Below are 15,165 nucleotides of genomic sequence, written 5' to 3'. Positions count from 1 at the left end.
TTCGAATGGATATGACCGGAGAGGAACGCATCAACGCTCCGCGCGATGCCGTATGGGCCGCGCTCAATGATCCAGACATCCTCAAGCGCTGCATTCCGGGCTGTCAGGTGCTGGAGATGACCTCGCCGACCGAGTTGGCGGCGACGGTCAAGATCAAGATCGGCCCGGTCTCGGCCACCTTCAACGGCGAGGTGACGCTGTCCAATATCAACGCGCCTGAAAGCTACACGATCTCGGGCGAAGGCAAGGGCGGTATCGCAGGCTTTGCCAAAGGCGGCGCCGATGTCGTGTTGAAGGAAGATGGGAGCGAAACCATCCTGCAATATGCGGCGAAGGCACAGGTCGGCGGAAAGCTTGCGCAACTTGGTGCTCGGTTGGTGGATTCCACCTCGCAGAAACTGGCACAGCAGTTCTTCGCCGATTTCAATGCGGCAGTCTCGGAAAAGGCAGCGATCTGAGCCTCGGGCCATTGGCGGCTTGCGATGTCTAAGCTAAGCCTGAAGCATGAACGTGACGATCAGGACCCCGCAGCCTTCGGATCGCGAAGAGCTGGCCGACATTTATCTCCAGGTTCGCCGCCAGACCTTCACCTGGGTCGATCCGTATAAGTTCCGGCACGAGGATTTTGCGGCTCACACGCAAGGCGAACTCGTCTGGCTCGCAGAGGCGGACGATGGCACGATCGCCGGTTTCATGACGCTCTGGGCAGCCGATGATTTCATTCACATGCTCTATATCCGCAAGGAATGGCAGGGCAAGGGCGTCGGCACAGTGCTGCTTGCCGCACTTCCGGACTGGCCGCGGCATAAATACCGGCTGAAATGCCTGGTCAACAATGCCCAGGCAAAAGCCTTCTATCTATCCAGGGGCTTCGCCGTTACCGGGGGAGGCACGTCGTCGGAAGGCGAGTACGAGGAGCTGACCTTCGATCCGCCGCGCTGATTATCGCGATGGAAGCTGGCCTGCGACCTCTTCAGCCCGCGCCTTGTGGCGATCTGCCTCACTCTGCCAGCGCACCGCCTCCTTGGCTTCGTTGCGTGCCCGCTTGCGGTGCTTGCCCTGGCTGAACCAGGTGGCGGCAGAGCCGGCAAACATGCCGATGATCAGCGCGATGAAGATGAAGACGAAGAATGGCGCTGATAGTGACAGGACCTGATCTTCGGGCCGGAAGGGATTGAAGGCCAGCGTCACGATCTGCCGGTTGGCGACGCAGAAGATGATCAGGATGATGCCTAGCGGCAGCAAAATCAAAAGGTTGGTGATCTTCTTCGCCATGGATGGCCTCCGCGCATTATCAGCGCCGCGTTCAAACGGCGCTTTCAGACTTTATGCAGAATAGGAATCGGCGGGCGAACTTCAAGCGCGGTTTCGCCGCAGGGCAGGTCTCAGTCGTCCTGATCGGCCTGGCCGGGGTTCAGCCGTTCGCGCAGTTCCTTGCCGGTCTTGAAGAACGGAACCCACTTCTCTTCGACGAACACGGTGTCGCCGGTCCGGGGGTTCCGGCCGGAGCGCGATGGGCGGTTCTTGACAGAAAAGGCGCCGAAGCCGCGCAGTTCGACGCGGTTGCCCGCTGCCAGTGCATCGGTGATCTCGTCGAGAACGGCATTGACGATATTCTCGACGTCGCGGTGATAGAGATGCGGGTTGCGCGCGGCAACTATCTGCACCAGTTCCGACTTGATCACGGTCGCCCCCTTAAATTATTGATTTCTTATCAATCGCGGCCAAACTGCCAAACTGAAACGAGCCCGTCAAGGAGCAACTTTTGTGGCAGAATGCCCTCAAGCGCTTGGCTTTTGACGAGGTCGCCGTAACCAAGAAGCGTCGCGACCTTTGAAAGGGCACCGGCGAGCAGGAAAGGCGTGTTGCTCTTCTTGTCCCAATCGACCACGGGCAGGTCCTTGCTGACATCCCGCTTGGCCAGATAGTCGCGAATTTCGGGGTCGCCRCCGAGCTGATCGACGAGCTTGACCTTCAGCGCCTGGCGGCCTGTATAGATCGTCCCATCGGCAAGCTTAAGTACTTCATCGCGTGGCATTTTCCGGCGATCGGCAACGAGATCGACGAACCAGGCATAGCTGTCCTGGACCATGCTGTTGATCATTGCCTTGGCTTCCTCGCTGGTGTTGTGGAAGGGCGAGGGCTCGGCCTTCAAAGGCGAGGACTTGATCTCCTGCAGGGACACGCCGAGCTTGTCGAGCAGCGGCTGGATCTGCGGGTACTGGAAGATGACGCCGATCGATCCGGTGATCGAGCTCTCGCCGGCGACGATCGTATCGCCTGCCGTGGCAATCATATAACCGGCCGAAGCGGCCAGCGTCCTCACATCCGAAACGACAGGCTTCTTGGCTGAAATCGCCCTGATCGCCTTGAAAATCTTCTCGCCGCCATAGGTCGTGCCGCCTGGCGAGGAGATCGAGATGATCACGCCCTTGACCTGATCATTCTCCTCGATCTTCTTCAGCCGCTCCAGCAATTCGTCGTCGTCGGTGATCAGTCCTGAAATCGTCACATGGGCGATCTGCGGCCGGCTCTGCTCGATATCAGCACGGAAGAACTGGTACAGAGAGAAGCCGAGTGCGACGAGAAGCAGCGCTGCGGCGATGCGCCAAAATCCGAGGCGCCGGCGAAGTTTGCGGCGGTCGGCGATCGTCGAGCTGTCCATAAGTCCTCCAGGGCCGGCGGCGGCCTCATTCACTGCGGCATGAGATAAGGCGGCATAGTGTTGTGAAAATGCCGGTTTACCTCGTTTTCATCCGTTTGTTGCTTGTTGCAGAAAAAAATCCATATTGGCAAGCTAATGTAATAATGCGAAACGATCTGTGATCGACGGTAGTAGTTCCTATATAGGAAGCCGATCAACAGACACGGACAGACCGATGCTCAACACCATCAACAGCGGCGGGGGGGCTGCAATTGCCAGACCCGAGCGCAACGCCTATGGCGCTGCGTTGCATCACTCCGCGCGCGTCCGCCGCCTGAAAGTACTGCTGCCGGTCACCGCCGTCATCATCTCGCTGATCTTCATCGCCGTCTCTATGATCCGGGCCTATCTGCCGGAGAATATCAAGATCGAAGGGGCCAAGATCGAGAACGGCAAGGTCGTCATGGCGAAGCCCGCGATCTCAGGCCGCAATTCCGACGGCATCAATTATTCCATGCTCGCCGAGCGCGCACTGCAGGATATCAAGAACCCCAGCCTCATCACGCTCGAGACGATCAAGGCAGCCGTTCCCGTCAGTGACGGCCTGGTCGCCAGCGTCGAGGCCTCTTCCGCAGATTATGACCGCGCGACGGACAAGCTGGCGCTGACTTCGCCATTCACTGTTATCATGAGCAATGGACTGAAAGCCGATTTCAAGTCTGCAAAGCTCGATATCAAGGGCGGCAGCATGTCGACTGATGATCCCGTTACCATCACGAAAGAGGGAACTTCGGTTGTTGCGAACTCCCTCAAGATGGCGGATAAGGGTCGCGTGATCACGTTCGAGGGGAAAGTTCGTATGAACGTCGATCCATCCGCCATCCGCAAACAGGGCACCTAACAGCCGGGTTATTTAATGACAAAAGATTGTCACTCTTCAGTACGTAAGTTTGGCGCAGCAGCAACCGGCGGCGCTCTGGCACTTCTGATGATCGCGGGAGCCGCGTTTGCGCAGGCGACCACCAGCCAGATGGATGGCCTCAAGCTCGACAAGAACGAGCCGATCCAGATCGAGAGCGACAAGCTCGAAATTCATGACCAGGAACACAAGGCCGATTTCACCGGCAACGTGAAGGTCGTGCAGGGCAAGACGACCCTGCAGGCCGGGCATATGACGGTGTTCTACAAGCCCAAGGCGGCAGCAGACGGACAGGCGACCGATGCAAAGGCGAAGCCCGATGCAGGTGCCGCGTCGATCTCCTCCGGCAATGCCGATATCGACCACATTCTGGTCAGCGACAAGGTGTTCGTCAGCTCCGGAACGCAGACGGCGACGGCCGATAACGGCGCGTTCGACATGGCGGCACAGACCTTCGTTCTGAAGGGCGACAAAGTCGTTCTCTCCGATGGCCCGAACGTCTTCACCGGCTGCCAGCTTACCGTTCACATGGAGACCGGGCAGGCGCAACTGGATAGCTGCGGGGGCCGCGTCCAGATCCAGCTTGATCCGAAGTCCCAGAAGAAGAACTGATCCGGCCCTCTCGTGAAACTTTTCTCGCTTCCCAAAATGTTCGGCCAGTCCGCGCCGCAGGCCGCGGACGGTTCCGCCGGAGACAAGAGCCGTTACCAGGGCACGCTGATTGCGCGGGGTCTGACCAAGACCTATAGCACGCGGCGTGTCGTCAACGGCGTGTCGCTGGTGGTTCGCCGCGGCGAGGCTGTGGGTCTTCTCGGGCCGAACGGCGCGGGCAAGACGACCTGCTTTTACATGATCACCGGCCTGGTGCCTGTCGACGAAGGCACGATCGAGATCGACGGCAACGACGTCACGACGATGCCGATGTATCGCCGTTCGCGCTTGGGTGTCGGCTACCTGCCGCAGGAAGCCTCGATTTTCCGCGGCCTGACGGTCGAGGAAAATATCCGAGCCGTTCTTGAAGTGCACGAGAAGAACAAGGCAGCGCGCGAAAAGAAGCTCGACGAGCTGCTGGAAGAATTCCATATCTCCAAGCTGCGCAAGGCTGCAGCAGTGTCGCTATCCGGCGGTGAACGCCGCCGCCTGGAAATCGCCCGCGCGCTTGCGACCGACCCGACCTTCATGTTGCTGGACGAGCCGTTCGCCGGCGTCGATCCGATCTCTGTTTCCGATATTCAGAACCTTGTGCATCATCTGACGGCTCGCGGCATCGGCGTGCTGATCACCGACCACAATGTTCGCGAAACGCTGGGCCTGATCGACCGCGCCTATATCATCCATGCCGGTGAAGTGCTGACGCATGGCCGCGCGAATGACATCGTCAACAATCCCGAGGTTCGCCGCCTCTATCTTGGCGACAATTTCAGCCTTTGATTGGATTGAAGCCGACGGAAATTCACCTTCCGCCATACTTGCGCTTGACCAAATAGAATAAAAAAGCAATTTTTGGGCCAACTGGATATCCGTGGCCCGAAATTCTTGTTTCGACGCGGTTTCCCGGAGGAAATGAACGGGAGTTTCGCGTCCGCCATGGCCCTGTCAGCCAATCTTTTCCTGCGACAGAACCAATCCCTCGTCATGACGCCGCAGCTGATGCAGTCCATTCAGTTGCTGCAGATGACGCATTTCGAACTCGTCCAGTTCATCGCCCAGGAAGTCGAAAAGAACCCGCTGCTGGAATTTCCGTCAAATGACGCGGAAACGGGCAGCGACCGTGTCGGCGAAGATGAGGGGCACGCGCAGCATCAGGCCGAAGACGGCGATAGCGGCGACGCGCTCTCCGGCGACTGGTATGACAATGGCAGCGAAGGCCGTGTCAGCCATCTCGGCGACGAACTCGACGCCAATTATTCCAACGTCTTTCAGGATGACGGCGCGCCGCAGCGCGCGGATGCGCCGGAGCTTCTCAGCCAATGGAAATCGATGCCGGGCGGCTCCGAGGGCGAGGGCTATGATCTCGACGACTTCGTCGCCGGTCAGGTCTCGCTGCGGGACCACATCATCCAGCAGATTCCCTTCATTCTGACTGGCGCTGCAGACCGGCTGATCGGTCAGCATCTTCTCGATCAGCTGGATGAGGCCGGCTACTTTCAGGGCGATATTTCCGAAGCCGCCGAACGCCTCGGTGCTGCAACCGCCGACGCCGAGCGGGTATTGGCCGAACTGCAGACGCTCGATCCTCCCGGCGTTTTCGCCCGCAATCTCGCTGAATGTCTGGCAATCCAGCTTCGTCAGAAAGATCGCTTCGATCCGGCGATGGAAGCCTTCGTCTCCAATCTCGAGCTTCTGGCGCGCCGCGATTTTGCGACCCTGAAGCGTCTTTGCGGCGTCGATGAGGAAGATCTCCTCGATATGCTGACAGAGATCCGCCAGCTGAACCCAAAGCCGGGCAGCGGCTTTGAGGCGGGCGTTTCAGAAGCGATCATGCCCGACGTCGTCGTGCGGCCATCGTCCGATGGCAGCTGGCTGGTGGAGCTCAATCCGGACACGCTGCCCCGCGTGCTTGTCAGCCAGGCTTATTTTGCGAATGTCACCAAGAATGGCGACGATCACGCCTTCCTCTCGGAATGTCTGCAGAATGCCAATTGGCTGACACGCAGCCTCGACCAGCGCGCCAAGACCATCATGAAGGTCGCGACCGAGATCGTCCGCCAGCAGGACGCCTTCCTGCTGCATGGCGTCGATCATCTGCGCCCGCTCAATTTGAAGACCGTCGCCGACGCCATCAAGATGCATGAATCGACCGTCAGCCGCGTGACGTCGAACAAGTACATGCTGACGCCGCGCGGTCTTTTCGAGCTCAAATATTTCTTCACAGTGTCGATCAGCGCGGTGGAGGGTGGCGATGGTCATTCGGCCGAGGCGGTACGCCACAAGATCCGCGCGCTGATCATGCAGGAAAGCCCGGAAGCAGTGCTTTCCGATGACGATATCGTCGACATGCTGAAAAAAGGTGGCGTCGATCTGGCGCGCCGCACGGTCGCCAAGTACCGCGAAGCGATGAATATCGCCTCTTCTGTTCAGCGCCGGCGCGAAAAGCGCGCGCTGGCAAAGGTTGCAGGCTTCTAGGCGGACTCCCGCGGTTGGCGTTGACTTTTTGGTAACCTGCCTTTATTAGCCCGCCGCAATTGGCGCTGTGAAACAGCGTTCGGACTTATCCCCATCATCCTCAGGGCGCTTGAAGCACGAGACTTAAGCCGATCTTGCTTGAGTTTGCGTGAAGTGCTTGGATGAGAGGTAGGCTTGGCGTAAACTGGTACCGCAAACCACTATAAGAAGGGAAACTCCATGAGTGTGCGTGTATCCGGTAAACATATGGAAATTGGTGACTCGTTCCGTCAAAAGATCGAGGAGCAAATGGCCATGGCCGTCACGAAATACTTCGACGGGGGATATTCTGGTCAGGTGATCGTTGAGAAGTCGAGCTCGCGCTTCTCCGCGGATTGCAAGCTTCATCTCGATAGTGGGGTGGTGCTGCATGCTGCAGGAGAAGCAATGGATCCGCAGGTCGCATTCGATGCCGCCTCGGAACGCATCGAGAAGCGCCTTCGCCGCTACAAGCGGAAGCTGAAAGATCATCATGCCGGAAATCATCTGAACGGTTTTGCGGAAGTCGCCTATACGGTCATGGACGGCGTTCCTGACCACGAAGAAGAGGTTCCCGACGATTTTGCCCCGGCTATCGTAGCCGAGAGCACGAAGCAGCTGAAGACCATGTCCGTTGCGACCGCCGTGATGGCGCTCGACATGACGGACGAGCCGCTGCTTCTGTTCCGCAGCCCGGGCAAGGAACAGTTAAACATCGTTTACCGCAGGCATGACGGTAATATTGGCTGGATCGACGCAGCCAATATCAAGAGCTGAGATCGGGCGATGAGCGGCGCGTTGCGCCGCTCTTCCAATCACCCGGCTTTGGCGACAGAAGGAAAAAGAAATGGCATTGGCAGACCTGCTGCACCAAGATGCGATTATTCCCGCCCTCAAGGTAAATTCCAAGAAACAGCTGCTTCAGGAATTGGCGGCAAAGGCCAGCAAGATTACCGGCCTTTCCGAACGGGAAATCTTCGACGTCGTATTGCAGCGTGAGCGCCTGGGCTCGACGGGCGTCGGCAACGGCATTGCAATCCCGCATGGGAAAATTGCCAGCGTTCGCTCGATCGTCGGTGTCTTCGCAAGGCTCGAAAGCCCGGTCGATTTCGAAGCGCTGGACGATCAGCCCGTCGATCTCGTCTTCCTGCTGCTCGCTCCCGAAGGCGCGGGCGCCGACCATCTGAAGGCGCTGTCGCGCATCGCCCGTGTGCTGCGTGACCAGGATCTGGTTGCCAAGCTTCGCGCGACGGACTCTGCCTCGGCGATCTATGCCTTCCTCAACGAAGAGCAGGCCTCGAACGCCGCCTGAGATTTTCAAGTGTAGAAATGAAAGAGGCGCCCGGGATGACCGGGCGCCTCTTCTCGTTTGAGATGGGATAGCTCTCAGAACTCTTCCCAATTGTCCTGTGCGACTGCAGCCGAGCCATGGGCGACTGCGGCACGGCGCGGCGCCGGAGCGCGATAGGCCGGGGCAGGGGCCGCGGGAGCACGCATATGCTGGGCCGTTGCCCTGAGTGCCGCACTGTTTGCCTGGCCGGAGACGCGGAAGCGCAGCACGAGCGCCTTCAGTGTCTGTGCCTCGTCGTTGAGCGTGACGCTGGCTGCGGTCGCTTCTTCCACCATCGCGGCGTTCTGCTGGGTCACCTGGTCCATCTGGTTCATGGCTTGGTTGACCTCCTTCAGCCCGATCGCCTGCTCGCTGGCGGAGGCGGAAATCTGGCGGATCAGCTCGTTGATGCTCATCACCTGATCGGCGATCTTGTGCAGCGTGCCACCGGCACGGCCGACGAGATCGACGCCTTCCTTGACCTGGACGGCCGAGGTATTGATGAGCGTCTTGATTTCCTTCGCAGCACTCGCCGAGCGCTGCGCCAGTTCGCGGACTTCCTGCGCGACGACCGCAAAACCCTTGCCGGCCTCACCTGCGCGAGCAGCTTCGACGCCGGCGTTCAGAGCAAGCAGGTTGGTCTGGAAGGCGATCTCGTCGATGACGCCGATGATGCGCGACACTTCGGTCGAAGACTGCTCGATGCCCTGCATCGAAGCGATTGCCTTCTGCACGACTTCACCAGACTTCTCTGCATCCTCGCAGGCCAGGTTGACATTCTCGGCAGCAGTCCGGGCGTTCTCGGCGCTAGAATTGACCTGTGCGGTCAGCTCGTTCAGCGCAGCTGCGGTCTCTTCCAAGCTTGCGGCTTGCTGTTCCGTGCGCTTGGCAAGATCGGAGGCACTGTTGCTGATCTCGCTGGTGCCGGAGCCGATGTTGCCGACGCTGAGGTTCATCGTGTTGATCGTTTCCTCGAGGCTGGCGAGTGCAGCGTTGAAGTCCTGCTTCAGCTTTGCATATTCGCCAGGGAACTCGTCGTTGATCCGGTGGCCGAGATTGCCCTGCGACAATTCGGAGAGACCGGCACCGACGATGGCAACGATCTGGCGCTGGAGCGCGACCGACTGCTGGCGCTCGCTTTCGGAGCGGCTGCGTTCGGACTCAGCGGCACTGCGCTGGCTGTCGGCCTCGGATTCGAGGCGGCGCGTATCGGCAAGCGCAAAGCGGAAGCCTTCCAGTGCCTTGGCGACCGAACCGATTTCATCGGCGCGCTCCTGACCGGCCACGGGCTGCTCGTATTGGCCATCGCTGAGCTTCTTGACGCCGGCGACCAGCTGGCCGAGCGGCTTCTGCACGAGAGAGCGGACGGCGAAATAGAGGGCCAGCATCACGGCGCCGAGCACCACGATGCCGCCGATGATCATCATGAAGGTCTGATCCTGCACCGGAGCATTGATGGCGCTGTGGGGCACGTCCACGAGTACGACCCAGGTGGCGTTGAGATCGGGAACGGCGAAGGGATAGACGACGCGATCGAAGGGCTCATAGCCGTCGAGCGAAAGATTCTTGACAACGCCAGGCGTCATCGAGCTCAGGGCGGACTTGACCTGGGCCGAACCCTCAGCATCGCCGTAGGGCTTCGACATCAGCTCCTTCGTCGGCGCGACGATCCAGTTGCCGTTCTGGGCAACCAGCGTCACACGGCCGGAGCCGAAAGGATGCAGGGCCTGCAGCTTGTCGGTCAGCGATTTCAGCGAGATATCGACGCCTTCGACACCGATCATCTTGCCGCCGGAAACGACGGGATAAGCGATCGAGGTCAGCAGCGTCGGGACATCCGTGCCTTCAGCAAGGTAAGGCGTGGTGATGGCACCCTTGCCGCTTTCGGCAGCGAGCTTCCACCATTCGGCCGTATAGTCGTTGTCGAAGGTCGAGAACTGGATCGCGCCATCCTTGGTCTTCGACCAGTAAGGCGTGAAAGCGCCAGCCTTGTTGGTGCCCTCGTCGAGCTTGTCGGCAATCTCGGTGGTCTTGCCGTCAAAGGCGCCGAGCTGTTCGCAGAACCAGCTGCCGAACGCGAAGGCGTTCTTCTCGAGATTGGCCTTCAGGACATTGATGATGCCCTTGCGGTCGAAGTTGCCACCTTCGTGGCCGCGGCCGACAACGCCGGACATGGAGCGCGCAGCACTCGCCAGTTCGCCGACATTGGCGGCGATTTCGTTGGCAATAGCTTTTGCCTCAAGATTCGCCTGGTCCATCGTCAGCGTCTGCACGCGGCTGCGCGTCTGATCGATGAGGAAAAAGTTTGATACAAAAAGGACGAGCGCGATGGCGACGCCGGTGATGACAATGAGCTTTGCGGCAAGCGACTTCATGCGGAAGATGAACATGGTGCCTCGGCGGGGCGACTTGCCGGACGAACATTTCCGGCACAGGCGAGGGTGAGCCGCGCCGTCATGGAGCAGCCGTGCAAAAGTCCAGGCGCCGTTAAAATTGAAGCCTGACGATCGCCGGAAAGATCGCCAGAAATCTCTTAAATTTGAATGAAACTGTACGAATTGAGCCCCTGAATTGCCTTGGCGGCAGAGGGTTTTCGTGAAGTGTTTCGGAAACAGAAAAGTCTATAGCTTGTTTGCGACTTCGGCGCTGAGCGGGATCGACGGCTGGGCTCCCGCCTTGAGGCAGGCAAGGGATCCGGCAACGGCGGCGCGGCGCAGTGACGTCTCGAAATCGAGACCGTCGTCGAGGCTTGCGGCGAAATAGCCGCAGAAGGTGTCGCCGGCACCGACGGTATCGACAGGCTCAATCTTCAGTCCTTTCGCCCGGACGAGCTCGCCATCGCGAATGGCAATGACGCCATCGGCGCCAAGTGTGACGATCAGCGTCTGTCCGGTTTCGCCGTGAAGGCGCTTCAAGGCGGCCTCGCGATCGCCAGCGGTCATGCCTTCTTGTCCGGCCAGAAGCTCGAATTCCGTCTCGTTGGCGATGACGATATCTGCCAGCCGCCCAAGGCGTGGTGCGTCGGCAATCAGCGGTGCGAGATTGAGTACGCTGCGGATGCCCTTCTTGCGGGCCGCATCAAGAGCCTTCTCGACGGCGGCCGGGGGAACCTCGAGCTGCAGCATGAGAATATCTTTGGGTTCCATTGCCGCAACCGCGGCCTCTGCGTCATCGGGGCTGACGGTGCCATTGGCGCCGGGAACGACCGCGATCATGTTTTCGCCGTCGCCGCCCACGAGGATCAGCGCGGTGCCGGTTGGGCCGTCTACATGATTGACCTTGGAAAGTCCGGTACCGGCATCGCTAAGAAGCGCGATCGCGGGGGCGGCGAACTCATCCTTGCCGACTGCGCCGGCCATGCTCACGGTGCTGCCTGCACGGCGCGCAGCAAGAGCCTGGTTGGCACCCTTGCCGCCGGCAGCAGTCGCAAATCCTGTTCCAGCCACCGTTTCGCCCGGCTTCGGCAGGCGCGCGGTGGTGGCGATGAGGTCCATGTTGATGGAGCCGAACACAGTGATCATGGTAGATGTCCCGTCCTTTAATTGGCGCGACACTGCCCGAAGGGCTCACTCCTCGTCAACCACCCTGAGCTTGAGAAGGCCTGTCCGGCTCTCGACCGATTTCGCAGCTGGCTGGTCTTCGCGCTCCGGTTTGCCGGTATCGCCCGTCGCTTCGAATTCGAGAGCCTCGATCTTCGAGCCACGCTTGGTCAGCTTGTCGGCGGAGGTGACGATCATGTCGACATCCTTTTGCGCCATGGCGAAATGCCCTTGCAGCTTGCGCACACGCTCATCGAGGCGGCCGAGATCGTCCATGAGGTTTGCGACTTCACCCTGAATGACGTGCGCCTGTGCGCGCATACGCTGATCCTTGAGAACCGCCTGGATCACCTGGATCGACAGCATCAGCAGGGAAGGAGACACGATGACAATCCGGGCGCGATGCGCCTTCTGGATGATCGGCTCGAAATTCTCGTGGACCTCGGCAAAGATTGATTCTGAGGGCACGAACATGAAGGCAGTGTCCTGGGTTTCGCCCTGGATCAGATACTTTTCCGAGATATCGCGAATATGCACTTCCATATCGCGCCGGAACTGCTGGGAGGCGATCTTGGTGGCATCCGGGCCGCCGGCGTCGCGAATGGCGTTCCAGGCTTCGAGCGGAAACTTGGCGTCGATGACGAGCGGCGGTGCGCCATTCGGCATCTTTACGGTGCAGTCCGGCCGGGAGCCGTTGGAAAGCGTCTGCTGGAAGGCGTAGGCGCCCATCGGCAGTCCGTCGGCGACGATCGTCTCCATTCGCGATTGCCCGAAGGCACCGCGTGTCTGCTTGTTGGAAAGGATCGCCTGGAGGCCGACGACGTCCTTGGCCAGCATCTGGATGTTGTTCTGGGCGACGTCGATGACGGCCAACCGCTCCTGCAGCTTCTGCAGGTTTTCGTGAGTCGATTTTGTCTGTTCGGTGATCGTGTGGCTGACCCGCTGCGACATACCGTCCAGACGCTGGTTGATCGCCTGATTGAGCTCTGCCTGCCGCGTGCCGAACACTTCCGCCATGGTCGAAATGCGGCCCTGCATCTCCGCCTGGATTTTCAGAAGCTCCGACATGCGCATATCGGCTTCCGCCGATCGGATCGCGGCTTCCTCATTCTGCTCGCGCCGCAAGTTGCTGCTTCTGAACAGCAAGAACACGAGGACGACGACCATCGCGGCGATGGCGCCGCCTGCGATGGCGAGAATGGCCGGATTGACGGCGGCAAGCGAGATGGTGAGCGAGTCGGCAGAATTGTTCATCCGGCCACCATAGCAAACTTCAAATCATTGACCAGATCAAAACGTGAACGAATCCACAGGTAGCTTTGGTATGATCAAAAGGCCGCAGTCCACTTTGGGAGAGGGACGACAAATCGTGGCCATGCTTAACGATTGCTCAACCATATTTTAGAAATGTCTCTGCCGAAACAGATCCTTACCGCGCATCGCGCAGACAGAGAACATCATGAGCAGCCAGCAATCGCAATCCGACCTCAAGCAGCGCCTCGACTTCATCGAGCTCGACGATGCTGCCCGCAAGACGATGAGCGAGATCCGGCCTGTCATCAGCTTGCTGGTCGGCGGTGCGCTTGACAAATTCTATCAGAAGATCGCCAAGACCCCGGCCGTTGCCAGCTTCTTCTCCGACAAATCCCATATGGGCCATGCCAAGAAGGCGCAGGAGAACCATTGGGCCAATCTGGCTGGTGGCAATTTCGACGAAACCTACGTGAAGGGCGTCACCGCAGTCGGCCGCACTCACGCCCGCATCGGCCTGGAGCCGCGGTGGTATATCGGTGGCTACGCGATCGTCATGTCCGAGCTCGTTAAGGGCATCATGGACAAGCAATGGCCGTCGATGTTCGGCCGCCAGCAGGGCAAGGTACTGGCCGAGAAGCTTTCCGCCGTCATCAAGGCAGGGATGCTGGACATGGACTATTCGATCTCCGTCTATCTCGAGGCATTGGAAGAAAAGCGCCGCAAGCTGGAGGAGGACCGCGCCAAGGCGGAATCCGACCAGGCGATGGCGCTCGATCATCTGCGCCGTGGCCTGGAAGCGCTCTCCGCCGGCGACCTCGATGCCAAGCTACCCACCGACCTTCCGGGCAATTTCAAGCATATGGCCGACGACTACAATCGCGCCGTCGCCGCGCTGCGCACGTCATTCGGCTCGGTTCGCAGCAGCTCGGCTGAAATCCTGCGCGGCACGGACACGATCTCCAAGGCTGCCGACGATCTGGCGCTTCGTACCGCGCAGCAGGCTGCCGGCGTCGAAGAGAGCTCGGCGGCGCTCCAGCAGCTCTCCGTCAGCGTCGGGCTGACCGCCGCCAATGCCGAGAAGGCCTCGGATGCGGTGCGCGAAACGCAGCAGCGTGCGAAGAATTCCGGCGAGCTTGTGAACAGCGCCGTTTCCGCCATGGCCGGTATCGAGAAGTCGTCGGATGAAATCGCCAAGATCATCGGCGTCATCGACGAAATCGCCTTCCAGACCAATCTTCTGGCGCTGAATGCCGGTGTCGAAGCGGCACGCGCAGGCGAGGCAGGCAAGGGCTTCGCGGTCGTCGCCCAGGAAGTTCGCCAGCTTGCCCAGCGCACTGCAGAAGCGGCAAAAGAGATCAAGAACCTGATCTCGCAGAGCTCTGCGCAGGTGGACCAGGGCGTCGGCATCGTCAGCAGCACCGGCGAAGCACTGGGCGACATGATCAGCCGCATCGACATGATCAATCATGTTGTTGCTGAAATCGCCGCCGCCGCTCGCGACCAGGCGACTGGCGTAAACGAGGTCAGCGTTGCCATCCGCAACATGGATACGATCACCCAGCAGAATTCCGGCATGGTCGAGCACACCTCGGCCGAGACTCGCCGTCTGCGCGGCGAAGTCAGCAATCTTATGGAGCTGCTGCAGCGCTTCGGTACTCGGATAGAAATGCGCAGCAGCGCTCCCAGCCGCCGTGCAGCCTGAGACGAATACGGCGATTTTCCGGAGGTGCGCATAAAAAAGCGCCTCCGGCACTTCCGGGATAATTCCCTCGCTTAAAAAGATAGGTTATGGGAACGCCATGACCATCAAGCCACTTATCATCCTTCCCGATCCCGTTCTCCGCCAGGCTTCCAAGCCGATCGAGCGCGTCGATGACGAGCTGAAGCGTCTCGCCGACGATATGCTGGAGACCATGTACGACGCCCCTGGTATCGGCCTTGCCGCAATCCAGATCGGCGTCCCGCGCCGCATGCTGGTTATCGACGTGGCGCGCGAAGGCGAAGACAAGCAGCCGCAGGTGTTCATCAACCCGGAGATCCTCAAGTCTTCGGAAGAGCGTTCCGTCTATGAGGAAGGCTGCTTGTCCATCCCGGATTATTACGCCGAGGTCGAGCGCCCCGCCGTCATCACGCTGAAGTATCTCGACCGTGACGGCAAGGAACAGACCATCGACGCCGACGGCCTGCTGGCCACCTGCCTGCAGCACGAGATCGATCACCTCAACGGTGTGCTGTTCATCGACCATATCTCGCGGCTGAAGCGCGAAATGGTGATCAAGAAGTTCACCAAGGCCGCCAAGTCCAAGGTCCTCTGACGGTCGTTGAAAAATGGGCG

General features: G+C 59.8%; 16 protein-coding genes. 10 read left to right on the top strand and 6 right to left on the bottom strand.

The window, feature by feature from the left end:
- Nucleotides 1-5 precede the first annotated feature (5 nt).
- Nucleotides 6-458: an SRPBCC family protein gene (locus tag AC1DIJ_RS10340; RefSeq protein WP_112385265.1), complete on the top strand. Its 453-nt coding sequence runs from the start codon at nt 6-8 to the stop codon at nt 456-458.
- A gap of 46 nt (nt 459-504) precedes the next feature.
- Nucleotides 505-942 carry a GNAT family N-acetyltransferase gene (locus tag AC1DIJ_RS10335; protein ID WP_112385266.1) on the top strand — a complete coding sequence of 146 codons (438 nt, stop codon included), beginning with the start codon at nt 505-507 and terminating at the stop codon, nt 940-942.
- Here the strand turns inward: AC1DIJ_RS10335 and AC1DIJ_RS10330 are convergent, their stop codons facing one another.
- The 3 genes from AC1DIJ_RS10330 to sppA form a co-directional block, all read right to left on the bottom strand.
- Nucleotides 943-1,275 carry a LapA family protein gene (locus AC1DIJ_RS10330; protein WP_112385267.1) on the bottom strand — a complete coding sequence of 111 codons (333 nt, stop codon included), beginning with the start codon at nt 1,273-1,275 and terminating at the stop codon, nt 943-945. It abuts the gene before it with no gap.
- 110 nt (nt 1,276-1,385) lie between these two features.
- A complete protein-coding gene (locus AC1DIJ_RS10325; RefSeq protein WP_018898213.1) occupies nt 1,386-1,685 on the bottom strand; it encodes an integration host factor subunit beta in 300 nt (99 codons plus the stop codon).
- 29 nt (nt 1,686-1,714) lie between these two features.
- Entirely contained in the window at nt 1,715-2,665 is a 951-nt protein-coding gene (gene sppA, locus AC1DIJ_RS10320; RefSeq protein WP_112385268.1) for a signal peptide peptidase SppA, read from the bottom strand.
- A gap of 214 nt (nt 2,666-2,879) precedes the next feature.
- Between sppA and lptC the strand changes: the two genes are divergently transcribed.
- The 6 genes from lptC (at nt 2,880) to ptsN (ending at nt 8,019) form a co-directional block, all read left to right on the top strand.
- A complete protein-coding gene (lptC, locus tag AC1DIJ_RS10315; protein WP_112385269.1) occupies nt 2,880-3,545 on the top strand; it encodes an LPS export ABC transporter periplasmic protein LptC in 666 nt (221 codons plus the stop codon).
- A 15-nt stretch (nt 3,546-3,560) separates the two neighbouring features.
- Nucleotides 3,561-4,175, top strand: coding sequence for an LptA/OstA family protein (locus AC1DIJ_RS10310; RefSeq protein ID WP_112385270.1), 615 nt, complete (start codon nt 3,561-3,563; stop codon nt 4,173-4,175).
- 36 nt (nt 4,176-4,211) lie between these two features.
- Entirely contained in the window at nt 4,212-4,994 is a 783-nt protein-coding gene (gene lptB / locus AC1DIJ_RS10305) for an LPS export ABC transporter ATP-binding protein (RefSeq protein ID WP_112385271.1), read from the top strand.
- A gap of 156 nt (nt 4,995-5,150) precedes the next feature.
- Complete coding sequence (gene rpoN / locus AC1DIJ_RS10300) at nt 5,151-6,689, top strand: RNA polymerase factor sigma-54 (protein WP_112385272.1); 1,539 nt, start codon at nt 5,151-5,153, stop codon at nt 6,687-6,689.
- Between the two features lie 219 nt (nt 6,690-6,908).
- Nucleotides 6,909-7,484, top strand: a complete 576-nt coding sequence (hpf, locus tag AC1DIJ_RS10295) for a ribosome hibernation-promoting factor, HPF/YfiA family (protein WP_112385273.1) — start codon at nt 6,909-6,911, stop codon at nt 7,482-7,484.
- Nucleotides 7,485-7,554: 70 nt separating this feature from the next.
- Entirely contained in the window at nt 7,555-8,019 is a 465-nt protein-coding gene (gene ptsN, locus AC1DIJ_RS10290; protein ID WP_112385274.1) for a PTS IIA-like nitrogen regulatory protein PtsN, read from the top strand.
- Between the two features lie 74 nt (nt 8,020-8,093).
- Here the strand turns inward: ptsN and AC1DIJ_RS10285 are convergent, their stop codons facing one another.
- The 3 genes from AC1DIJ_RS10285 to AC1DIJ_RS10275 all read right to left on the bottom strand — a co-directional run bounded on the left by AC1DIJ_RS10285 (nt 8,094) and on the right by AC1DIJ_RS10275 (nt 12,830).
- On the bottom strand, nt 8,094-10,427 hold the full coding sequence (locus AC1DIJ_RS10285) for a methyl-accepting chemotaxis protein (RefSeq protein ID WP_112385275.1): 2,334 nt from the start codon (nt 10,425-10,427) through the stop codon (nt 8,094-8,096).
- Nucleotides 10,428-10,658: 231 nt separating this feature from the next.
- Entirely contained in the window at nt 10,659-11,558 is a 900-nt protein-coding gene (locus tag AC1DIJ_RS10280; protein ID WP_112385276.1) for a ribokinase, read from the bottom strand.
- A gap of 45 nt (nt 11,559-11,603) precedes the next feature.
- Complete coding sequence (locus AC1DIJ_RS10275) at nt 11,604-12,830, bottom strand: DNA recombination protein RmuC (protein WP_112385277.1); 1,227 nt, start codon at nt 12,828-12,830, stop codon at nt 11,604-11,606.
- Between the two features lie 205 nt (nt 12,831-13,035).
- On the opposite strand from AC1DIJ_RS10275, the gene AC1DIJ_RS10270 reads away from it, so the two are divergent.
- Both AC1DIJ_RS10270 and def read left to right on the top strand, forming a co-directional pair.
- Nucleotides 13,036-14,532: a globin-coupled sensor protein gene (locus AC1DIJ_RS10270; RefSeq protein WP_112385278.1), complete on the top strand. Its 1,497-nt coding sequence runs from the start codon at nt 13,036-13,038 to the stop codon at nt 14,530-14,532.
- 97 nt (nt 14,533-14,629) lie between these two features.
- Nucleotides 14,630-15,145 carry a peptide deformylase gene (gene def / locus AC1DIJ_RS10265; protein ID WP_112385279.1) on the top strand — a complete coding sequence of 172 codons (516 nt, stop codon included), beginning with the start codon at nt 14,630-14,632 and terminating at the stop codon, nt 15,143-15,145.
- The last annotated feature ends 20 nt before the right edge of the window (nt 15,146-15,165 follow it).

The organism is Rhizobium sp. 10N427 (genome assembly GCF_056394605.1).
Note: the sequence above shows the minus strand (reverse complement) of the source record. Positions and strands in the feature narration are given on the sequence as shown.